General features: G+C 53.5%; 20 protein-coding genes and 2 pseudogenes. 5 read left to right on the top strand and 17 right to left on the bottom strand.

Annotated features, from left to right (window positions below):
* From AAFN47_RS04090 to AAFN47_RS04120, 7 genes and pseudogenes are all read right to left on the bottom strand, one after another.
* Positions 1–258: pseudogene (locus tag AAFN47_RS04090) on the bottom strand (KpsF/GutQ family sugar-phosphate isomerase); the annotation flags it as partial.
* A complete protein-coding gene (gene kdsA, locus AAFN47_RS04095; protein ID WP_499807948.1) occupies positions 255–1,088 on the bottom strand; it encodes a 3-deoxy-8-phosphooctulonate synthase in 834 nt (277 codons plus the stop codon). The pseudogene AAFN47_RS04090 and the gene kdsA, both read right to left, overlap by 4 nt.
* A gap of 92 nt (positions 1,089–1,180) precedes the next feature.
* A complete protein-coding gene (locus AAFN47_RS04100) occupies positions 1,181–1,717 on the bottom strand; it encodes a hypothetical protein (protein ID WP_499807949.1) in 537 nt (178 codons plus the stop codon).
* A 374-nt stretch (positions 1,718–2,091) separates the two neighbouring features.
* Complete coding sequence (locus AAFN47_RS04105) at positions 2,092–3,159, bottom strand: nucleotidyltransferase family protein (RefSeq protein ID WP_499807950.1); 1,068 nt, start codon at positions 3,157–3,159, stop codon at positions 2,092–2,094.
* 46 nt (positions 3,160–3,205) lie between these two features.
* Positions 3,206–3,715, bottom strand: coding sequence for a PqqD family protein (locus AAFN47_RS04110; protein ID WP_499807951.1), 510 nt, complete (start codon positions 3,713–3,715; stop codon positions 3,206–3,208).
* A gap of 29 nt (positions 3,716–3,744) precedes the next feature.
* Positions 3,745–4,638: a hypothetical protein gene (locus tag AAFN47_RS04115; protein ID WP_499807952.1), complete on the bottom strand. Its 894-nt coding sequence runs from the start codon at positions 4,636–4,638 to the stop codon at positions 3,745–3,747.
* A 291-nt stretch (positions 4,639–4,929) separates the two neighbouring features.
* Entirely contained in the window at positions 4,930–5,097 is a 168-nt protein-coding gene (locus tag AAFN47_RS04120; RefSeq protein ID WP_499807953.1) for a hypothetical protein, read from the bottom strand.
* On the opposite strand from AAFN47_RS04120, the gene AAFN47_RS04125 reads away from it, so the two are divergent.
* The 4 genes from AAFN47_RS04125 (at position 5,087) to AAFN47_RS04140 (ending at position 11,413) form a co-directional block, all read left to right on the top strand.
* The gene (locus AAFN47_RS04125) at positions 5,087–6,763 is read left to right on the top strand and encodes an ABC transporter ATP-binding protein (protein WP_499807954.1); all 1,677 of its coding nucleotides are present in this window, start codon (positions 5,087–5,089) and stop codon (positions 6,761–6,763) included. The two genes, AAFN47_RS04120 and AAFN47_RS04125, sit on opposite strands and share 11 nt — an antisense overlap.
* Positions 6,760–8,667 carry an asparagine synthase-related protein gene (locus tag AAFN47_RS04130; protein ID WP_499807955.1) on the top strand — a complete coding sequence of 636 codons (1,908 nt, stop codon included), beginning with the start codon at positions 6,760–6,762 and terminating at the stop codon, positions 8,665–8,667. The genes AAFN47_RS04125 and AAFN47_RS04130 overlap by 4 nt, the downstream gene beginning before the upstream one ends.
* 340 nt (positions 8,668–9,007) lie before the next feature.
* Positions 9,008–10,180: a 50S ribosomal protein L11 methyltransferase gene (locus tag AAFN47_RS04135; protein WP_499807956.1), complete on the top strand. Its 1,173-nt coding sequence runs from the start codon at positions 9,008–9,010 to the stop codon at positions 10,178–10,180.
* An 87-nt stretch (positions 10,181–10,267) separates the two neighbouring features.
* A complete protein-coding gene (locus tag AAFN47_RS04140) occupies positions 10,268–11,413 on the top strand; it encodes a nucleotidyltransferase family protein (RefSeq protein ID WP_499807957.1) in 1,146 nt (381 codons plus the stop codon).
* A gap of 10 nt (positions 11,414–11,423) precedes the next feature.
* On the opposite strand, the gene AAFN47_RS04145 is transcribed toward AAFN47_RS04140, so the two are convergent.
* The 8 genes and pseudogenes from AAFN47_RS04145 to AAFN47_RS04180 form a co-directional block, all read right to left on the bottom strand.
* The gene (locus tag AAFN47_RS04145; protein ID WP_499807958.1) at positions 11,424–11,861 is read right to left on the bottom strand and encodes a lasso peptide biosynthesis B2 protein; all 438 of its coding nucleotides are present in this window, start codon (positions 11,859–11,861) and stop codon (positions 11,424–11,426) included.
* A 120-nt stretch (positions 11,862–11,981) separates the two neighbouring features.
* On the bottom strand, positions 11,982–12,260 hold the full coding sequence (locus AAFN47_RS04150; protein ID WP_499807959.1) for a PqqD family protein: 279 nt from the start codon (positions 12,258–12,260) through the stop codon (positions 11,982–11,984).
* Positions 12,244–13,221 (bottom strand): hypothetical protein, encoded by a 978-nt coding sequence (locus AAFN47_RS04155; protein WP_499807960.1) that lies wholly within the window; start codon positions 13,219–13,221, stop codon positions 12,244–12,246. Before AAFN47_RS04155 ends, AAFN47_RS04150 begins: the two co-directional genes overlap by 17 nt.
* 406 nt (positions 13,222–13,627) lie before the next feature.
* Positions 13,628–13,772 (bottom strand): annotated as a pseudogene (locus AAFN47_RS04160) (IS701 family transposase); the annotation flags it as partial.
* Positions 13,773–13,933: 161 nt separating this feature from the next.
* Positions 13,934–14,209, bottom strand: coding sequence for an HGGxSTG domain-containing protein (locus AAFN47_RS04165; RefSeq protein ID WP_499807961.1), 276 nt, complete (start codon positions 14,207–14,209; stop codon positions 13,934–13,936).
* A 112-nt stretch (positions 14,210–14,321) separates the two neighbouring features.
* The gene (locus tag AAFN47_RS04170; RefSeq protein WP_499808390.1) at positions 14,322–14,936 is read right to left on the bottom strand and encodes a hypothetical protein; all 615 of its coding nucleotides are present in this window, start codon (positions 14,934–14,936) and stop codon (positions 14,322–14,324) included.
* Positions 14,885–15,820 carry a Rad52/Rad22 family DNA repair protein gene (locus AAFN47_RS04175; RefSeq protein WP_499807962.1) on the bottom strand — a complete coding sequence of 312 codons (936 nt, stop codon included), beginning with the start codon at positions 15,818–15,820 and terminating at the stop codon, positions 14,885–14,887. Before AAFN47_RS04175 ends, AAFN47_RS04170 begins: the two co-directional genes overlap by 52 nt.
* Positions 15,820–16,311 (bottom strand): siphovirus Gp157 family protein, encoded by a 492-nt coding sequence (locus tag AAFN47_RS04180; RefSeq protein WP_499808363.1) that lies wholly within the window; start codon positions 16,309–16,311, stop codon positions 15,820–15,822. Before AAFN47_RS04180 ends, AAFN47_RS04175 begins: the two co-directional genes overlap by 1 nt.
* 83 nt (positions 16,312–16,394) lie before the next feature.
* Here AAFN47_RS04180 and AAFN47_RS04185 point away from each other — a divergent pair, with 83 nt between their 5' ends.
* Positions 16,395–16,637 (top strand): helix-turn-helix domain-containing protein, encoded by a 243-nt coding sequence (locus tag AAFN47_RS04185; protein WP_499807963.1) that lies wholly within the window; start codon positions 16,395–16,397, stop codon positions 16,635–16,637.
* Between the two features lie 660 nt (positions 16,638–17,297).
* Here the strand turns inward: AAFN47_RS04185 and AAFN47_RS04190 are convergent.
* Positions 17,298–19,742: a DUF3772 domain-containing protein gene (locus tag AAFN47_RS04190; RefSeq protein WP_499807964.1), complete on the bottom strand. Its 2,445-nt coding sequence runs from the start codon at positions 19,740–19,742 to the stop codon at positions 17,298–17,300.
* 108 nt (positions 19,743–19,850) lie between these two features.
* Positions 19,851–20,825, bottom strand: a complete 975-nt coding sequence (znuA, locus tag AAFN47_RS04195) for a zinc ABC transporter substrate-binding protein ZnuA (protein ID WP_499807965.1) — start codon at positions 20,823–20,825, stop codon at positions 19,851–19,853.
* Positions 20,826–20,909: the final 84 nt, after the last annotated feature.

Genomic DNA, 20,909 nt, shown 5'->3' on the forward strand with positions numbered 1-20,909 from the left:
TGCCTCCGTGGCGTGTACGAAGAGCGCCGGCGTGCCTGTGGAGGCGAGCGACGCCGCAGCCTTTGCGCCGATATGGCCGCTCTTGCCGACGCCGGTCACGATCACTCGGCCTCTTTTGGAGGTGACTAGTTCCATAGCCTGCAGGATGGCGTCCCCGAGCGGCCCCTCCAGCATGTCAACGGTGGCCGCGACGCCGTTAAGGGACGTGTGGGCGGCTTTAAGGATTTCAGCCTTGAGATCGGTGCCCGGCGGCATCATGCCCCTTCCTTGGCGAGATCGTCGAACGCCTTAAGGCGCGACAGCATCGCCGGCATTTCTTCAAGTGGAATCATGTTTGGCCCGTCCGAGGGCGCAGTGTCCGGATTATCGTGAGTTTCCATGAAAACCGCCGCGCAGCCGACGGCGAGCGCCGCGCGCGCCAGAACCGGCGCGAACTCGCGCTGGCCGCCTGACGATGAGCCTTTGCCGCCCGGCTGCTGAACCGAGTGGGTGGCGTCGAATACCACCGGATATCCGGTGTCGGCCATTTGAGGCAGTGAACGAAAATCCGTCACCAGCGTGTTGTAGCCGAAGCTTGTTCCGCGTTCGCACAAAAGAATGCGTTCGTTGCCGGTCGAGGCGATCTTCGTCGCGACATTCGCCATGTCCCATGGCGCCAGAAATTGGCCTTTCTTGACGTTGATCGCTTTTCCGGTGGCGCCCGCCGCCAGCAGCAGGTCGGTCTGGCGGCAGAGATAGGCCGGTATCTGCAGGATGTCGACAACCTCGCCGGCGATCGCCGCCTGCGGGCTTTCGTGGATGTCGGTGATGACGGGGCACCCGAAACTGTCGCGAATTTCGGCGAGAATCTTCAGGCCTTCATCGATGCCGACGCCGCGCTCGCCCGACACGGAAGAGCGGTTGGCCTTGTCATATGATGATTTGAAAACCAGCGGTATGTGGAGATCGCTGGCGATCCGGACGACGGCTTCCGCCATCTTCATCGAATGGTCGCGACTTTCGATCTGACACGGCCCGGCAATCAGTACGAAAGGCATGTCATTCGAAAATATGACCTTGCCCACTTCGACGGATTTCGTTTGTGACACCGAAGGACTCTCCAGCAGCAATAAATCCGAGAACACGCAAAATAAGCCCGAGTAGAACACCCGGACTCATATCCTCTCAATTGGGTACCTGTTTACCGACTGGCGGGAGGCGGTCCGTTGTCATCCTGACACCAGCCAATGCAGGTGATTGCGACGATGCCAGCTGCAGCGCCCAAGGCGACCAGTGCGCTTTGGTCGACACCGCCACCATTCGGATTAGCTTGCGAGTGAGTCGATGATTCAGTGCCCAGCGTAGCCGTTTCGAAATTGGCTTCCGTAACTTTAACACAAATCGATCCATCCTTGCCTTCCGGCTGAAGGATGCTGATTTCCGTATTCTGAGCCGCCGCAAGATTGCAGGTCGAGCCGATATGCACGCTGGCCTTGCCATTCGGACCAACGTTGATCTGGGAACCGGACGTGATTTCTGTGCCAGCTTTGCCTTCAATGAAACCGGTGGTACCGGAATACATCACGCTGCCGGACGAATCGGCGATCTTGCCGACGACCGGGTAGGCCTGATTGGAGGCCTGTTTCGTCGTGCAGGTGCAATCCAACTCCTCGGCATTCACGAGGGAAATCCCGCCCAACAAACTACATACTATAGTCGTCGCCAATAAAACTTTCATCGCCAAACTCCATTCTTACGGGAACTTTTATCCCATACTACTTTATCCTGTTGTATTTGCAAGGCGCCATTGCACTGCAATACAAAACCTTCATACTACGTTTCTGATCGCGCGTGAAGGGTCACGCTGGTGTATACCATACCGTTTGTTTGTTTAAAATTTGTCTCCAATCAACATAGTTTGCGATAATGTAATTATTGACGGAAAAGCGTCGTCGTTGAAGACAAAACGGGTATGATGGTGCTACCAAAAGCCTAAATCTGTTGTAAGTTGAGCAAATCGATTATTTGGATTGCAGGATGTTTTTTCAACTCGGGACCGTGAGCGGTTGCAATGCAATCATCAAGCGGTCGGAGGCTATGTCTGCGTCACATTCAGGCTTTCATGATTTTTTTTGTCATGTAGTTCCAGTAGACGTGTGAAAGCCCCTTTTTCAGGAATGCAGCGCACTGAAACACCTGTGGGCGAAGATTGCTAAAACGTCCGCCCACAATGAAAACTGCGTGGAGAGGTTTGGGCCATCTTGCAGCGAGAGCGGAGGGAAGCCTTCTCGGCTCATTCGCCAAAGTGTAGCGTATTGGAGATTTTGGCATGTGCGCTCTGTGCGGCATGCTCCACTGGCGCAACACTTCAGACGCCAGCCAATCCGGCAGGGTTGTCGCTTGATACCTCACGGGTATTTCGAATTCGGCGCCGAGAATTCTGCGAGAGAGCTCGAGCACCGTGCTGACATAGTGTGCGGTCCGCTCATCCTTCATGCAGCGGTCCCAATCAAAATCGCTCGGGAGCGATTCCGCCATCGCCGCAACGTCGCAGAGCCAGATGGGGCGCCAACCGCCGTGTTTGAGAAAATGAAGGCAAATGAGCCGAAGATGTTCTTCTTCTGAAAGTGTGGGTAATTCCAACCCGGATATCCACACTTTCTTGGCCATTTTCAAAGCGCTATCATCCAGTTCATATGCGCTCAAAGTCTTATGAACATCAACGCTTATAAAGGATGACAACCTGTCTCCTCGCATGTGAAGCGTCGTTGTTTTATCGCCAATCCGTAGAATCTTGTTTCCGGTGAGGCGCGCCACCTCGTTGACCGCGTCTTCATATCGCACCTCGCCGCAACAAAGATCAATGTCACCGACCGGCCGCGATTGGGGTGAAGCATAGTAGCTTCCGAGCGCAAGTCCTTTGATGAAAACGTGTGGTATATTGCTCTGCTTAAAGGACCGATTTAGCGTCTGGATAAAAGTTAGCTGTGCGTTGAAACGGATCGCGTTTCTTGCTGCTGCGGCAAAAAAAAGTTGGCCCTGCTTGGTGCGAGAAAATCTTGGGTTTTCATGGAAGTGGTTCCAAATAAGCGAGCCGGCGCCGATGGAAATTAGATCATCAGCGCGATCAAGGAGGGCGATCTTGAAACAGCCCCCCTTGTTTTTCCAGATCTGATACAATGGCGCTTTATCGGTTTGAAGCGACAAAATTTCGTGGCTCTGCGAACTAGAGATCTACACAAATGCACAACCCTGCAACACAGTCGACTATTAGGTTTAGATTTATGTCACAATCATCGCAGCATTGACTAGGATTGGTGCAGAAATTCAACAAATCACCGGGTGGAATACATGACGCCGCCTGTGCGGCGGTTGGCGCTGTTATCGAGGCAATGAGTGGTGCGCCAAAGGCCGATGCGGTGGCCAGTTTCCTTAGAACGTCACGTCTGCTTGTGGTCTGGAAGGTTTCAGATGGAGCTCGGTAAGCAGCCTCCAATAGCTTTGATCGTGACAAACGCTCAAGCGTCAGTTGCACATCCTCGACGCCGATATCATCTAAAGCTGTGGCGATTTCATGAGCGCTTGTTTCGCCATCGCAACGCTCCCAAACTGATGTAGCAGTTTTATTCAAGCAAATCGCCTCATCTCTTGCAGTGTCATAGACGATAGTCTCATCACCCATTTTTTGCAGAATAAGGTTCTTGTCTTTTGCTTTCGGGTTTTCATGCTTGCTCATAGTCGCCTCTTTCGGTTCTGTACTCTAATTTAGACTGCCATTTCGTCTACTAGTTGAAGAATACTGGTAGCTGTAGTTTTTGCGTCACCGCGATTACTGCTGATGGAAGATGCCTGACCTGCAACATTACGCAGCGAACTCAGCACCCGTAGTGGATTGATACGGCCTGCTGGCGTATTGGACAGCATAAGCAGAAGACCTTGACCTGGCGTCAGTTTCTTTGGCTTCCATTTCGCGGTTTCGCGATACCGTGTGCCGACGACCAGACCCACTGGATAGGGTTGTTTGGCGACCTTTTCGCGCATGCTCGACAGAGGCACATCTGTTTGATGGCGCGAACCATTTTCTCGCAATGAAATTGGTTTTTCGAGTGGCTCTACGCGCCCGTCCTGGTCAATAATCGCATATTCATCAGAGAGATACTTTGCGCCGGCATCGACCAGTTCCTTGATCAGGGAACTTTTGCCGCTCATTGAAGGGCCAGGCACAACAATCGCTCTGCCACGCCAAGCAACGGCGCCGGCGTGAACGAACACTCGACTTGGCGACATGGCTGCGATGATAATGTTTAGCTGGAAATCGAACAGGTTGAGTATTTCTTCGATTCGATGCGACCGACCGATTAAAGAATGATTGGAGTAGACCAGATGGAATTTCCGGGTTCTTGATCCAGGTTCGCGTCCACCGCGAATCATGGAAATGACAGTGTCACACTTGTCGCGGTCAACGAGCCTTACATAAGGCGGTAGCCGGTCGATCATGCTTCGCAGAAGATCGTTATCGGAAGCTCGAAGCCCAATATTTGCTCCAAAGGAAGACACACAGCAGGCAGCGGGCCAATCCAACTTGCTCAGTTTATCAAAACATGGGGTTGCCCATCGCTCAGTCAGTTCTACCGGCGCGTTCAATATTTCTACAGGCATCAACTTAAGTTTTTCTCCCGGCATTTCGAATCAGATTGTGTTTTACTTCCATCGTGAAAAATAGTGTTCATGAAGCTGTTGCATATTGTCAAATTAACAGAAAATATACATGTAATTAACATTTTGTATGCCTTCTCTATACTTCGGTAGTTAGCGTTATAGTTGCATTTTATCTGAACTCGTGAATATCCATGAATCGGACGTCATGGATGACAGGTGCATCGGTTGAGGCGAGGCTTGAACCTTGGGCGTCTTCGTTGCGGGAGGTAAAGGCGCGGACGCGACCGCTGTTCACATAGGAGCGTGTTGCGGTTTCAGCCGGACTGATATTGGAACGGCGCTGAATTTGGCGTTGAAGTCTTCTTTGATTTCCTTAATGATACTGTCAGGTACAGGCGATGCGACATATTGAGATGCCTGCAATGCTTCACGACCATTCGGGCGATAAATGACGCTCAAGGCCCTCCTTCTTCATGCCTTCCCCTATCGATACCAACTAATGGTCGTGGCGGCGCTTCTGTTGCTCGTTTCAACAACCACGCTATCTATTCCCTTTCTTGCAGGGAAACTCAGCGGAATGCTCCTGTTGGGCGATGGCGTGGGCGTTACCTGGATCGTTCTTCTCACTATAGCTGTGTTGGCAACGCAATTTGTTCTTCAATTTTTCAGCCGCTATCTGTCGAGCCGGGTGTCCCTTGCGTTGCTCGCTGACTTACGCGTTCGGATTCATGATCATCTGCAAATATTACCCCTATTGTTTCATCAGAGGCATAAGCGGGGAGATCTGCTTGCCCTGCAATCATACGAAGTCAACCAACTGAGTAATTTTCTGACCGGCACCCTAACCGGCATTATCCCCGCGCTGTTGACGGCGTCGGGAGCCGTAGTTTTGATGTACCAGATAGATCAGGTGTTGGCTCTTCTCGTCCCACTGCTTCTTCCAATTTACTACATCGTGATGAAGCTGGTGGGCCGACATATTCGAGGGATTGCAAGACGCGCACAGCAAGCGGAAGCCGACCTTCTGGCAACTGGCGAAGAAAACCTGGAGATGTTGCCCGCAATCAAGTCTTTCACACGCGAAAAGGTGGAATCCGTTCGCTTTCGCGACAAGGCCGACTATGCCATGCGCCTCAATCTGACCATGGATCGAATTAACGCCGCAATTGATCCCGCGGTAAAATTTGTTACCGGTACGGCGGCCATCCTCTTGTTGTGGTTTGCCGGCCAAAAACTCAGTACCGGTTCGCTGACCCCGGCTGAACTTGTCAGCTTCATGTTATATGCTGCGCTCCTGACGAGGCCAGTCGGAACTCTGGCCAATACCTATGGTCAGTTTCAGTATGCACGGGGTACACTGGCGAGGCTGCAATCTGTGATGGAAGAGCAGTCAGAGCCCGGCTATGTTCTGACGAAAGTAATACCGCGCTCACGCGGTGAGATCCGGTTTTGCAACGTCTGGTTTGCCTATCCCGATCGGGGTCAAACGCTCCGCGGCGCGAGTTTGACGATCCGACCGGGCGAGACAATTGCGCTTGTTGGAGCCAATGGCTCAGGCAAGAGTACTCTGGTCGCTTTGCTGATGCGCTTGTTCGAGCCCGACGCCGGGACCGTGTATCTCGATGGTCACGACATCTCGACCTTGAACCTGAAAAATCTGCGACATCAGATTGCCATAGTCCCCCAACGTCCGTTTCTTTTTGACGGCAGTATTCGCGACAATATCGGTTATGGTCGTGCTTCGGCGACGAAACAGGAAATAGAGGATGCCGCCCGCCTGGCGCAGGCGCATGACTTCGTTGTCGAATTCCCGCAGGGCTACGACACCATGATCGGTGACCATGGCGTACGATTGTCGGGTGGGCAATCACAGCGCCTGGCTTTGGCGCGAGCACTGGTAAAGGATCCGCCGATTTTGATCCTCGATGAAGCAACCTCCATGTTCGATCTTGAAGGCGAGGCTTTGTTCGTTGAGCAATCCTGCAGATGGCTCAAGAATCGAACTGTCATCCTGATCACGCATCGACCCGCCAGTCTGGCGCTGGCCGATCGGATCTTGCAGGTCACCTGCGGCAAGGTTCGAGAGGTCGCTTCAAGCGAGGAACTGCTCGGAGCCGATAGATGAGCGGTGTTTGCGGCATACTGGAACGTTTCGGTCGGAACGCCGGTCCGAAGCAGGTGAAGCGAATGACTACCGTGCTGGAACGCCGCGGTCCGGACCGAACAGGCCACTGGTCGGGTGAAAGGGTTTGCCTGGGCCACACTCTGCTTGCGACCACGCCCGAAGCGATTGAGGAGCGTCTGCCGTTCCAGCACCGGGCATCCGGTTGCGTCATCACAGCCGACGTTCGCCTCGACAACCGCGACGATCTGATCGGAGCCCTGGGGCTAGTCGCAGGCATTGCCATCGTTGGCGACGGCGAACTGATACTGCTAGCCTATTTGAAATGGGGCAAGAATTGCCTCGATCATCTGGTCGGCGATTTTGCCTTCGCCATTTGGGATCCCGCCAAGGAACAGATATTTTGTGCACGCGACCACTTCGGAATGCGTCCGCTTGTCTATCTGGAAGATCACCGTGATAGTTTTGCCTTCGCGTCTGAACCGGCATCGATTCTTGCCTTAGATGGCGTGAACCGATCATTAAACGAATCCAAGATCGGTGACTATCTGCTTGATTTGGAAGCATACGACCCGTCCAGTACCTTTTTTTGCGGAATTCGCCGTCTGCCGCCTGCCCATTTTCTGGTCGCTGACGGGTCAACTATCAAAGTGCAATCTTATTGGCGTTTGCAACCAAGACCGATCTTGGCCCTGTCATCCGACCAGGCGTATGCGGAAGCCTTTTATGATGCCCTGGAACGTAGCGTTCGGTGCCGTTTGCGAAGCCCTGATCCGGTGGGTGCGATGCTGAGCGGCGGTATGGATTCAGGCTCCGTTGTGGCGGTCGCAAGCGATATCCTAAGACGAAGCGACCATGCGCCGCTAAAAACCTTCTCGGCCATCAATTCTGCTGCAACGGACTGTATGGAGACGCAATCCATCTTTGCGTCACTGACGATGAAGGGTCTGGATCCATATCTGGTCGATTGCGCGCATCTGGAACCGAATTTGGATGACTTGAAGGAGACACTCCTGAGAATTGAGGAGCCTTGGGATGGAGAGATGACTTTGCCAAGGGCTGTCTATATCGCGGCGCGCAAAGCAGGCGCAAAAACCGTATTGGACGGTGCTGCCGGTGATGTGGTTCTCAATCATGGCAGGCATATCGCGCGTTTGTTCAGGGAAGGGCGGTGGCGCCAGGCCTGGCGCGACGCCATTGGCGAACAACGATTCTGGGGACCTGCCTTTCCGGCATGGAAGACGTTTATCGGCAGTGCGCGAAAGGCGTTTTTGCCCGAATTCCTTCTGAACACGGAGCAGCAATTGCGATGGTATTTCACATCCGGCGCCAGGAAAGAACTGTCCAGCTTGAATCCCGAGTTTGTCAGGCGAAATCGTTTGGACGAACGATTGAGGAACAGCCGGTTGCCCTCTCGCAGAGATTGGAAGTCGCCGAGCGCGGAACTCGCCGACATGATTGTACACCCTAACCTGACGGTTGGCAGGGAGCGCTACGATCGCGTCGCATCCTCACTGGGTATCGAGCCTCGGGATCCGCTCCTCGATCTTCGGCTCGTGGAACTTTGCGTCAGCCTTCCCGGTGACCAGCGCGAGCGCGATGGCTGGCCGAAATATGTGATGCGCAACGCAATGATTGACCACTTGCCGTCATCGGTGGTCTGGCGTCGGGGCAAGGAACACTTGGGCGGAAAATTCACCGAAGCGCTTTGGGCTGAAATGGATGATCTCGATAAATGCGGTGTTGAAAACGCAGGAGCATATCCGTATGCTCATTTTCATTCTTCTACTGCGGCTACAAACCATGGAAATCGGAAATTGGATTTCTTCGCATTGTGGCTAATGAGGATCAAGCAGACAAAGGAGAGTTCAAATGGAAAAACCGAAACAGAAGTATTCGACGCCTAAACTTGTTGTGTATGGAAGCGTGAATTCCCTGACTGCTGCCGGAACGGGTACGCAGAACGAGAATTCGGGCGGCGGCGCGGATCAAACCGATAAGCAGAAGGTATGATGCGGTGTATCGAGGCGGCGCATGGGACGCAAGGTACCCGGCGCGGATGACCTGCGCTAGAGGTAGACTGGTTGCAACATATCTTAAGGGTGCGCGTCTGACGCGTGTCGGAGAGGTTTAGCCGTTCAGTGAAAGGGTCCGTCGCTGCGCGACAATGGACTTTGCGCAACAATGAGCCATTCGGGCTGCTGCGAACAGCCTGTATGGGATTTCTAGCACATACATCAAATAGAATTGGCGCAGAATTTGGTAACCGGTTACAGCCTTTTGAGCTATGGCGGGATGGTAACGAATGCACCGCGCATGGAACCATATGCGAAAGCGCTTGAAAGCCTTGTCACAAGTGAATCGATTGTCCTGGATATCGGCGCCGGGAGCGGCATCTTTTCGCTGCTCGCCTGTCGGTTCGGGGCCAAAGCTGTCGTTGCAATCGAACCACAATCGGCCATTGAAATAGCCAAGACCACGGCGCAAGCAAACGGGTATCTGGATCGCTTCACATTTTACAAGGGGCTTTCAACCGACTTCAAGCCCGAAGCACAAGCCGACATAATCGTCTCAGACATTCGTGGCGTCTTGCCGTTCTTTCAGTCGCACATTTCTTCAATCGTCGATGCAAGAGAAAGACTGTTAAAACCGTCCGGCTGCCTGATCCCGCGCGCAGACACCGTCATGGCTGCGATCGTTGATGCACCTGATACCTTCAAGAAATTCGAGTCACCCTGGATTTCGAACGAGTACGGTCTGGATCTGTCTCCGGGATACAAGTACGTGATCAACAGTTGGATCAGGGTCAATCTAAAGGAGCAAGACCTGCTCTCCCTGCCACAAAGGTTTGCTCGTCTCGATTACCATAAAATTCTCGATCCAAATGTCATGAACCAGCTTTGCCTGAAAGCGGAGCGGGACGGAACAGCACATGGGTTTTGCCTTTGGTTCGACTCGGAGTTGACGGACTCCATTGGCTTTTCCAGCGCTCCGGGCCAGCCGGAACTGATATACGGCCAGGCGTTCTTTCCTTTCGAAGATGCAATTTCGATGCAGAAGGGCGATGAGATCGAGATTTCCATGAAAGCGAACCTGATCGACAATGATTACGTCTATTCATGGAACTGGCAGGTAAGATCCCGCGATGATAAAGCAGCGGCGAGAAGCGGACGGCAATCGACTTTCCTGTCGAATTTGCTGACAAGATCCGCTCTGGAACGGACGTCGGCGGATCACGTTCCGCAACTGGGTGCGAAAGCTGAAATCGATTTGGCCTGCCTCGAACTGGTTGATGGAGTAAACTCAATGGGCGAAATTTCGAAAGCGGTGGCTGCCCGATTTCCCGATCACTTCGGTTCTTGGCAGGAAGTTCTGAAACACCTTTCGACCCTGACAGAACGTTATCGGCAAACGGAATGAAGTTGTTTGGTTGGATCCGATGAAGGATGGACACTGATTTTTGGTCTGGTTGAGGGCTTCTCAATGAGAAACTGTCTTGATTGATGCATGGTTGAACATTCTTCCAGATCCGGCTCTGTTCAGGATGGTATTCTTCTAACCAGAGCTGCGAGTTTGCTGGCTGCTCCCGAGACTTGCAGTCCTGATCGATTTGGTAATTTTCCCGTACTGAGCGAAAAGTTTTCTAATGCCCTGCTTACCTTCGCTATCGAACAGGATATCCTTTGGACATTTCTGGATGCTGATGACCGTTATTTGAAAGCTCATGGTCGAGCAGACACACTGGAAACAAACCAATCTGTGGTTTCGGTTCTGAAGACGCAATCGAAAGACAATGCAGACAAGCTTGCAGAACAACTGAGAAACTGCCTGCGCATTCTTACGACGAGATGCGAACCCTTATTGCTGAAGGGCGCCTGCTTTATCGCGGAAGAAGATTTCAAGCCTCAATATTGGCGCTTCATGTGCGATTTCGACTTTCTTGTAGACGAATGTTTGCTTCGTGGTTGTGTCGATGCCCTTGAGGCGGGCGGGTATCGTAGTCTTCAGTCGGATTACAGCATCTCGATTGACAAGCACTATCCCCTAATGATGAAGGAAGGCTGGCCGACCGGCGTTGAACTTCATACTCGATGTCTGCGCTGGCCTGTCCAGGGATTGCTGGATGCGACAGAGCTGAGAAAAAACGCCACAATCATGGAATCCGAGGTTGGCAGATTTTTGATTCCTTCCTGCAACGACCGGATTATCCATCTCGTTTTGCATGCCCAGCTAGGCTCAAATTTCTATCGGCGGCGTGTCTTCCGCTTGCGCGATGCTGTAGATTTTACAAAGTTATGTACGTCCGGTGAACCGGATTTGGATGTGGTGCATGACCGGTTCATCCGAGCGGAACTTGAGGATCATTTTCTCGCCTTTGTACGTGCGTGCGAGCAGGTGACAGGTTTCTCATGGTATCCGGCCGTCAAATATTCAAAACGGCATTCCCTGTGGGCTGAGACAGCTTTGAAAGGTCTGGAAAAACCAGAGACGCTGAAAGTCTATCACATCGCCGATTGGATGCGTCTGGGACTGTCTGTTTTCGCAAATCCAGGACGCTGGCGTGGTGCAGTGTTTTCAGTGACAAACCGGCAGCGGGTCAAGAGACATCTCGAGAGAATTGTCCGGCAATGGCGGAACCTAAACAGTGGTTAGCCGGTCTCGGTCAAACCGTCGACAATCGAGAGAGAGATGTGTCGAACGGTCGGTAAAACCGGGCTATGTCGGGTCGGTCATTAACCGGTAACTGCTCATACTCCACCCAGGCGTGGGCATCAAGTTGGCCGCTGTCTCGTCTAATGCCGATTTTCAATTCGGTCGGTATTCCCTTGCGGCTCAAAATTCTGCGCAATATCAAAGACCGAACGAGACAACTATCTTCGCCAACCAGAGCGTTGGTGCAAAGGCCGACATATCTTCCCGTATCTACGGCGATCGTTCGCGCGTTATGGATTTTTCGGGTTGTACCCGAACTGCTGAATTTGACCATGCTTTCGAAACCGAGCATTCGCAGCCCGAGTGTGAAGAAGGGGAGATAAATTGCCGTAATCAAAACGACAGACTTTCCGGCTGGAGGCAATCGAAAGAAATTTATAAACTTCATACCAAATCAAGCCGTCTCTCGGACAATCGATGGTTCTACTTAATATAGACCAAGTAATTGCGATGCGATGCCCACGACATGGATGCGACCCAATCATATTCCAGATAGACTAGCCGTTTTTTACACATCGGTGACGATGCTCTTGTCGCACATGTCGCGGATTAGTGAAGCAACATCGGTTCGGACTGTCTCCCCGGTCACGTCGTAGGCTGCTTGGATTTCGTTACAAATTTCGGAGAAAGTCTTACCCTTTTCAACAAGAGACCATATTCTGACGCCGATTTCATCCAGCCCATAGTAAAATCCCTTTTCAGTATCGAGAAGAACGGCCCCGTCCTCCACTTCCTGAATAAGTATTGAACCGGCTGGTTGATAACTCGCGTTATCGTTGTGTGCCATAATGGCTCGCTCTCTTTCCTAGACAGTCCTTCACGGCCTCCCGTACCTGGCTCAGCCGATCGAACTCGTGGGGGTAGTTCAAGAGGTAAACCGGGACAAGTTCCGACAATTTGATGGCAGAATTAAGTGTATGCTCCATCGTAGTCCGGTTTGTCGGATCAAGTTGAAACATGCTTTTCACGAACGTCATGCAAGCCTGTTTCTGACCGATTGATTCGATTGATACATTTGAGCCAGCCGGATTTCGGTTGATCAGAAAACAGCACGCGAGTTCGAACGTTCCATGGACAGTCGGGACATGGCTTTTGCTCGTTAATCGCCTTTTGGTGGAATATTGAGCCATTTGCATTGTTGACGGAGGATTTTCAAAAAGGCCCTGAATGGATGCGGTGCAAAGGCGCAGTGTTGGGTAGGTGGGAATCACCTCTGCACTTGTGCCCGAGCACATTGTAACAAGCGCATCGTCGGTAAGCAGCGTCGCTTCACCTGCAAAGCTTGCGCTCAAAGTAGATTTTCCGGCGCCGGATTCACCCAGAAACGCAACAGACAGGCCGTTCTGCGCTATTGCGCTTGCATGAAGAACAATCTCTCCTGTCTTCGAGAGGAAACGCGGCAATACCTGGTCGAGCAGCAAATGCTCTATCGTTTCGTCCATTGTTTCGTGGGGGCGGTGAATCCTGATAGTCGATTGTTCGAGCAAAAGTTCGAAGCCTGCAAGTTCGTCAAATTGAATGAAGTATGCGCCATCCGACAACCACACTGAAAAGGAAGCGTTGCTGTCAATCCATACAAGCTGACCGCGTGATATTGTGGTAACCGCGTCATGTGAAATTTCGGTGATGAAAATGGTTGAGTAAGAATCCGGCTCGATGGATTCACTTATACTGACGAGCGGACGTTCGGTTTGCAGAATGTGATTTCCAAACCGGTAACGGAATTTTTGTCTTCTCGAAGATTGCAATTTGGACGTCAACTCCTGTCGACGAAGTTCTTCTTCATCTCGCCGACGTACAGATTACGTATTACTTCAGGTTCTAAAACTTGAAAGTACGATATCCCTAGCTTCAAGGATTCGGTCCCTGCATCGACAACCGTTCAGCCTCCGCTCTCTGCGTTTGAGACCGCATATGCCGATTTGCCGTCGCTTTCCCATTCGATGCGCTTGGAATTCGAAGGAACAGGACAACACAAACTTGACGACTATGCAACCGAACACAGCGCAACCAGGTGGGGTCAATGTCGTGGGGACAGCACGATCGACAGGAAATGGCGCAAGATGACGAAGTAAGTCATGGCGCAAATCAGGCACTCGAGATAGTTGGGTTCTTCGGTTTGTCCGCATGACCGACCTGCGGTCAGCTGGAAATTCGAAAGCGCGTCAGAATGGCCTGTTGCCGACAGGGGCCCGAGTTGCCTGCCGCTTCCGCACGCATCCCATCCTGTCTTGCGTGTTTCTTCCCCCAGCAAAGACGCCCAAAGTTCAAGCGTCGCCTCGACCGACGCACCTGTCATCCATGACCTCCGCATGATGGAAGTTCATGGGTTCAGACAACACCAGAAAATGCAACTGTAATGCAAAATTGATGGGATCAGGAGCAGAAATCGCTTTTTGGACCTCTCGCAGGACACGAGACCCTGTTGTTTCGCGGTTTCATGTGAAACATATGGGTGTTTCACGAACTGGCGAAATCCTTGAGAGTATCGTTGCTCTCTCGAATGCGATCACGAACCCATTTGCGGACAAGTTTTACTTCCCTTGTATATCCACCGTGTTTGATCGCGTTCTTGTTGCCTGGTGGCGCTCCGGAACCAACTGATCCTCCATGCATCCGGCAGTGCGTCTTACCAAGTACTGCCGGTGAGCGGCAGGGCGCGCCATTGCGAGTTTTCGCTCCGCAGCGAGGACTTTGTTGCATCGCGGATGTGTTCCGCTTGTGGCTGGTCGTCATCTGAATTGCCTTAGACGCTTTTCAGCGTCAGGTTGAAGAGAATTTTCATTCTCGAGTTGGCTTTTCATATGGTCTTAAAGGGCGGCGTTTCAGGTCATGCTGGAGATGTCGACTATTGCCTATTTCGTTGTTTTTTCGCGCGTGCATATTCGAGCTTCAAAAATTGATCCGAAAGCTTCAATGCTGATAGTAACAAGGTCGTCGTCGTCCCCAAAGGCATTTCAGGACGCATGGCTTTTCGCATCAAATGCTGCGCGACTTCGTCAAAGACAATCTGCTGAACGGCTATCTTGTGTTCTATTGGTGACTGTATCGGAATCTCAGCGAGGTCGTCCACCGCAGCCCAAACCTTATGCTCAACGTTGTCGGGATCTAGGGAGTTGAATAGTTGGCGCAGCTCAGCCAGTTTCATATTCTGGATGTCGGCGTCGTTGCTCCTGGTCGCCTTCCACATCGTGAGAGCGTTTTCAAATTCAACGTCTACGGGCGCAATTGGAGCTTCCGTTGCTTCAGTCCCTTGTTGGGTTTCCTCACCATCAAGATCCAGAACGAAACCTTCGTCGGAACCATGTTTCATTTTTTCCTCCATTTCATGATTGAACTGGAAGGAATATGGGCCTGGCGCTCCCGAGCCGCAAACACCAAAGATAGTATTAACAGCCGCTTTATGGGTGATTATTCGCCTAAAGTTGTATCTTTTTTCTCTCTTGGATTGCGCTTCTTCCATAACTCTTTGGCCAGTGGGACGGGGTCGATTGCCTTGTCAAGCCACCAGCCCTTTTCGTCGCCGTACTGATGGAGTTCCTGATGATGGGTTGAGCACAACGGCACGACAAACTCATCAGAGACCTTGCGTCCCAGAGCGTTGGGCTGTGCAAATGTGAGATGATGCGCCTGTGTGCGGTTTCGCCCGCAGACGATGCATCGATGCGTGGCGACGAATTTCAGGTGATCGGGATCACGAATGCGTTTCGGCTCGCCAAAGGTCAGCGCAGATTTGTCGATCGGACTTTTGGCGCGTGTCAGCGACTTTTGGATGAACCCGTTGTTTTGGGGCCTCTTATAAGACAGCGAAACGTTGGCGCCATTTGTAGGAGTAATAGTCTCGTTGCTTTCTATCGACGTCGAGCCCTGAAGGGCAGGGGCTCCGTTGATTTCAGATTGTTTCCTGTCGGTCTCAACGCCATTTGCCTTTGCCGCGTTGTACAGCGATAAACCAAAAGCGTTCCCAAAGGTCATCAGGGCGCGTTTGGTGGCGTCCGTTTCAGCTGCCTTCAACGCGAATTCATGGGCCTGACCTGGTGTCTGGGCGCTTGCTTCGCCGGTTCCTGATCCCTCCCTGACAATCCTGGCGCCATCGGCATCGACGACAACGCGGACGCGCGTGGTGTAGACCGCGTCGTATCGCGCGCCATTGTGTTTGGTGTAGACACACTGCGCATCAACTGTTTCACGGCTCCATCCATCAAAGCCGAAAATACGGTTTGCCTCGGAAATGACATGCCAACCTTCGACATAATGAAGCGCAACGCCGTTTTCCATACGCGTCTTGATGTTCGCTGGCTTGAGTTTTGCTCTCAACTGGCGAACCTGCTTTGGACCGAATACCATTACTTCTTCCTCACGCCGAGTGAACGGCGGGTATTGGCAAGTTCAGCGCCTGTGATGGCGGTTCCAGCCTTCAGCGTGTCGAGCAGGGCGCGTTTGTCGAGCTTTGCAGGTTGCGGGACCCAGAACCATTCGGGGATAATTGTTTCATCCGTAACCAGAACACTCGGCGGCGCCGTGCGCAGCGACAGCGTGAAATCCGGCTCGAGGATCTTTTCGATGCCGGCTTCTTCCATTGTTGAAAGAGCCAGCTGGCGTTTCTTTTCGATCCGGATCTGGATCCGATCGAGCCTCTCCTTCAGTTCGCTGAGGCGTGCCTTTATCCCCGTTACCAAACACTCGTCGTCCAATGCTGATCGCACAACGGCTGCAATCGCCTCGTTCAAATCGGTTGCGCCTTCCAGCGTATCGAGAAGCGTCGTCTCATCAATTTCTGGATCAGATTCAATTATTTGGCGACGCAGCGCCGTGAATCTGGTAAGTTCAGATTTGATAGGGCTCTTTGGGTCATATGCTCAACCTATTGTGCAAAATAAACGTAATATAGTGCAAAAAGCACTAGAAATATGGCAAAATTGTGATTACGGGAAGTCAGATTCGCGCTGCACGAGGTCTACTCAACTGGAGCGCAGTCGAACTCGCAACTCGAGTCGGCATGTCCAGAAACACAATAAATCGATTAGAAATGAGTGATGGAATCCCACCTAGCCGTTCACAATCTCTGCAAGAGATCAAAACGTTGTTCGAAAAGGCAGGAGTGATTTTCATCTTTGAAGATCAGGCAGGTGGACCCGGAGTAAGGCTGAACTCGAACGACTAATCGGTACTGCTCCTATCTGCCACTGGCAGCGAAAGAAAACATTGGTCAATCTCCCGATGACCGGTCCACCCGAGTCCAAATTACCATTCATGGATTGTCATTTGCCTCTGCCTGAAACGCGGTCGGACGCCGCTGCATGATCTCGCACATCAGAAACAGACAGGACACGACCGAACCCAATTCGGACGCTGAAGGACTACGATCAATGCGGCCGATCAGTCTGCGATTGCCCCAAATTCTCTACTGTGCATGGGGTTGTTTTCAAAAAAGTATCAAACGGCGTAGTGCGCCCGCTTTCCATGTTGCGCAATATGCAGATGATTTGTCCAATTGTTGTGCATAATTTCCCAATGTTGTTTGACTAATACTTAATATAAATGTAGCGAATTAATTAGGGCGTCGTATTGGGAGCGAGGAACTACATGTCTTACGATGTCTCATGGATTTGGGTTGTTATACCCGTCCTCTCCATGTTGGCCGTGCTCTATTTCATTGCATCGCTCTTCTTCTTTTAGTCTTCACCGGAACCAAGACACCTTCCGGTAATATGCGTCAACGCAGGCGATCAGGACCGTCTGTGCGACTCAGCCGGTGTCGGTTGCCAAGGTCATCGATCAGGCTCCACAAGCCGTCGAAACTGTTGTGCGTCGCCCAGTGAATTTATCCTTCCGGCGCCTTTTGAGGCCGCTTTTCCATCGCTTCCACAAGCCGGTCGATATCGCGCAGATGGATATCGCGTTGCGGGAAGGGGATCTCTATGCCGGCTCCGCCCAGCGCCTTGTAGATATCGATCAGAAGCTGTGACTGGGCGTGGGGGATCGTGAAGATCTCGCGCAGGAAAAGGCGTATCTCGAAGTCGAGCGAGCTGTCGCCAAGACCGACGAAGATGACCTGTGGTTCGGGTACGCTGAGCGCATACTGATTCGCCTTGGCCTGTTCCATCAGAATGTCGCGAACCTTCTCAACGTCGCTGCCATAGGCGACCCCCACAGGGACCACCAGCCGGCCGATGCGGCTTGAGTGCGTCATGTTCTTGACCGTGCCGGCGATAAGATCCTGGTTCGGAATGATGACATCGTGCCGGTCGAAGGTCTCGATGCGGGTGGAGCGAACCGAGACCTTTTTGACCAGCCCCATATTGCCGCCGACCTCGATCCAGTCGCCCTCCTTGATCGGCCGTTCGGCCAACAGGATGATGCCGGAGACGAAATTGCCGACGATGGTCTGCAGACCGAAGCCGATGCCAAGCGAAAGCGCGCCGGCGATGAAGGCGAGGCTTGTCAGATTGATGCCGGCCATCGAAACCGCGATCAGCGCCGCGACCGTCAGACCGGCATAGCCGACGACGGTGACGAGCGCCGAGCGCGCGCCCTGATCCATATGCGCCCGCGGCAGCACCGAGACGCGAAGGACGCGCTGGAGCCAGCGCGTGATGAGCACCCCGATGCTGAAGACGACGAGCAGCGTCAGGATCACGTTGATCGAGATGCGCGTATCGCCGATCTGGGCGCCGACGGTCAGATAGCGCCAGGCCTCGGCGATATCGGTTGGCCGCGCGCCCCAGACGAGCGCCAGCAGCGGCAGCAGGCCCGCAGAAATCAGGATGATCAGGCCGATCGGGAACAAAGACAACCGATCCTCGGTCTGTTGATCCCTTCCGATCAGGTCCTCGATCAAGTTGATCAGAAGCGTGTAGACGATAAGTCCGAAGCCCAGCAGAGCGAGCGTCTGGATTACCGGCTCCATGGCGTAGCGGGCAAGATCCACATAGCCGATCAGCACGCAGAGAACCGAAAGCACCGCGGACACCTGCACCACGCGCGCCACGAAGCCCAGGAAGCCGGAGCTCAGTCGTGTCTCGGTCTCCTCGTCATGGTCGGCGTCGGGTCCGGTGTCGCCGCCAATCCGCAACAGGCTTGCAAAGCGCCACAGAAGCAGGCTTCCGGCAATGACGATCGGCGCGGAAAGGACGGCCTTTGTGGCGGGCGTGAAGCCGTATTCGCTCTCCAGGTGCAGGAGCACCAGATCGAAGCACAAGACGACGCCCAGGCCCTGGGCGAGCCGCAGCCCCTGCCAGGCATGGGCGTCGTCCAGGCCGAGTATCCGGAATTCCGGATTGCGCGGAGCAAACAGCGTATGCCCGATCCAGTGCGCGACGATCAGAAAGACGCCGATGACGAAGACGAGCGAGGGAATGTTACTCGCCGAATCCATCTCGATGCCGAGAATGCGCAAAATGACCACGAAGAGCAGGAAGCCGGCCAGCGGCAGCGCGAGCCGCGACAGGTTGGCGATCACGATCAGCGAACTGCGCCGGCGACCTCTGGTCTTTTCGGCGAGACGCTCCATCCGCTGTGCGAAGAAACGCTCCGAAAGCGTCAGCAGCAGGAGCGCGAGAAGGCCGAGGAACAGAATGAGCGGCAGGCTGTTCTGGATGCCTAGCGCATAGTCCGGATCGTCCATGACGTCGCGAAACTGCGCGCGAATTTCAAAGAAGTCGTCGCCAAGCTCCTCGAATGCGGGCGCCCAGTTCTGAACGAGAAGCGGCGAGGGGTAGAGCGTCAGAAGCTGTCGCGTCTGCTGGGCGCGGATCTGCGAGTCGATTTCGCGAATGAGCAATTCCGCCCGGGTGAAGGATTGCTGGGCGGCGAGAATCGGCCGGTTCGCCGCCGCGATCGCCTCACGCAGTCTGGAACGTTCCGTCGCTATCCCTGCGGGCTCCTCCGCGCCCTCGGCCGGGGCGGGGCCGAGCGCATCGAGTTGCGCCTGCAAGGCGCGCACATTGACGCTGCCCGCCTGGGTTCGCTTGAAGGCTTCGTCACGCTGACCGGCGATGGTCGCGCGCAACTGTTCCAGCGTCTGGATGTCTGCGACGCCGTCCTCAAGTATTTCTTCGGCCTCTTTTGCGGTCTCGTCCCATGTTTCGTAGACCGGATCGAGCGCCGCAGCCTGCGGAGTCGCCTCTCTCTCGTCTCCGGCCGGGGGATTTGTCTGCGCCTGAAGATGCGTTGGCGCAAAGCAGATCGCCAGAACGAGGAGGGCGGCGCGCAGCCATTGCGCGTTCAGCCATCGAGATCGGTTGCCGAAAAGGCAGCGCTGAAACATGAAAAACTCCCGGTCCTGGCCAGACCAATACCTAACGCATGCGAAACTGCAAGCAAGGGCAACGATGCGGCCGAATTGGGCCGGGAGCCTGAATCTGCCGGAATCCGGTCAGCCGAGGCAATCAGCCATGGAGTCGGCCAGGTTTCCAATCAGTGAGAAATAGAGGTCCGGACCGTTGGCGAGTTCTGCGCCGAGCGGATCGAGAACCGCCGTTTTTGCATCGGTTCCCTCGATGATCGTGCTGACGATCGAGGATTCGAACTGAGGCTCGGAAAACACGCAAACCGCCTTGAGATCTTCGACCTTCTCACGGATTTCGGAAATGCGGGCGGCGCCCGGAGAGACTTCAGGGCTGATGGTGATGCTGCCTGCGGCGGCAAGTCCGAAGCGATTCTCGAAATAGTGATAGGCGTCGTGAAAGACGATAAAGGGTTTATCTTTCACGGGCTCCACAACCGGCGCGACCCCCTCGGTCAAGGCCGTCAGTCGGGTTTTCACATTGGCCAGATTTTCCGCGTAGAGAACAGCGTTGTCCGGATCGGCCTTCTGCAGGGTCGCGGCGATTGCGTCCGCCATGGCTGCGGCATTTGCGGGATCAAGCCAGATATGCGGATTGAATCCGTGGTCATGATCGCCGTCATGGTCGTCGTGCCCATCATGAGCTTCGTGATCATGATCATCGTGGTCAGCGTGATCATCATGACCTTCATGGTCGTGCTCTTCGAACGTCCCTCCCTCGCGGATATCGAGAAGCGTCAGTCCGGGCGCGTCGTCGAGCGCAACCGACGTCGATCCTCCAGCGATGGTTTCGAGCGGCTTTTCAAGGAACGGTTCGAGCGACGGGCCAACCCAGAAGACAATTTCGGCGTCGGCCAGGCTGCGCGCCTGGGAGGGTTTCAGGCTGTATGTGTGCGGGGAGGCGGCGCCGTCGACCAGAATTTCCGGCGTTCTCGCGCCTTCCATGATCGAAGCGACCAGCGAATGAACCGGCTTTATCGACGCGACGACTTTCACGTCGGCCAGAGCCGTGGTGGACAATAATCCGGCTGCGGCGAGAACAGGAAAGGCAAATCGAGCGCTCATGGTGATCTCCAATATGTTATGTTATTACGTGCGTTGCGTAACGCTATAACGTCTGGCATAGATCAGTGCAAGCGGTGACCAGAA

The organism is Hoeflea sp. CAU 1731, from assembly GCF_039888615.1.
GTDB lineage: Bacteria > Pseudomonadota > Alphaproteobacteria > Rhizobiales > Rhizobiaceae > Flavimaribacter.

Coding starts and splice junctions, on each gene's coding strand:
- AAFN47_RS04100 (WP_499807949.1), bottom strand. CDS start 1,717: ATGAAAGTTTTATTGGCGACGACTATAGTATGTAGTTTGTTGGGCGGG.
- AAFN47_RS04110 (WP_499807951.1), bottom strand. CDS start 3,715: ATGAGCAAGCATGAAAACCCGAAAGCAAAAGACAAGAACCTTATTCTG.
- AAFN47_RS04115 (WP_499807952.1), bottom strand. CDS start 4,638: ATGCCTGTAGAAATATTGAACGCGCCGGTAGAACTGACTGAGCGATGG.
- AAFN47_RS04125 (WP_499807954.1), top strand. CDS start 5,087: ATGACGCTCAAGGCCCTCCTTCTTCATGCCTTCCCCTATCGATACCAA.
- AAFN47_RS04130 (WP_499807955.1), top strand. CDS start 6,760: ATGAGCGGTGTTTGCGGCATACTGGAACGTTTCGGTCGGAACGCCGGT.
- AAFN47_RS04140 (WP_499807957.1), top strand. CDS start 10,268: ATGGTTGAACATTCTTCCAGATCCGGCTCTGTTCAGGATGGTATTCTT.
- AAFN47_RS04145 (WP_499807958.1), bottom strand. CDS start 11,861: ATGAAGTTTATAAATTTCTTTCGATTGCCTCCAGCCGGAAAGTCTGTC.
- AAFN47_RS04150 (WP_499807959.1), bottom strand. CDS start 12,260: ATGGCACACAACGATAACGCGAGTTATCAACCAGCCGGTTCAATACTT.
- AAFN47_RS04165 (WP_499807961.1), bottom strand. CDS start 14,209: ATGACGACCAGCCACAAGCGGAACACATCCGCGATGCAACAAAGTCCT.
- AAFN47_RS04170 (WP_499808390.1), bottom strand. CDS start 14,936: ATGGAAGAAGCGCAATCCAAGAGAGAAAAAAGATACAACTTTAGGCGA.
- AAFN47_RS04175 (WP_499807962.1), bottom strand. CDS start 15,820: ATGGTATTCGGTCCAAAGCAGGTTCGCCAGTTGAGAGCAAAACTCAAG.
- AAFN47_RS04190 (WP_499807964.1), bottom strand. CDS start 19,742: ATGTTTCAGCGCTGCCTTTTCGGCAACCGATCTCGATGGCTGAACGCG.
- znuA (WP_499807965.1), bottom strand. CDS start 20,825: ATGAGCGCTCGATTTGCCTTTCCTGTTCTCGCCGCAGCCGGATTATTG.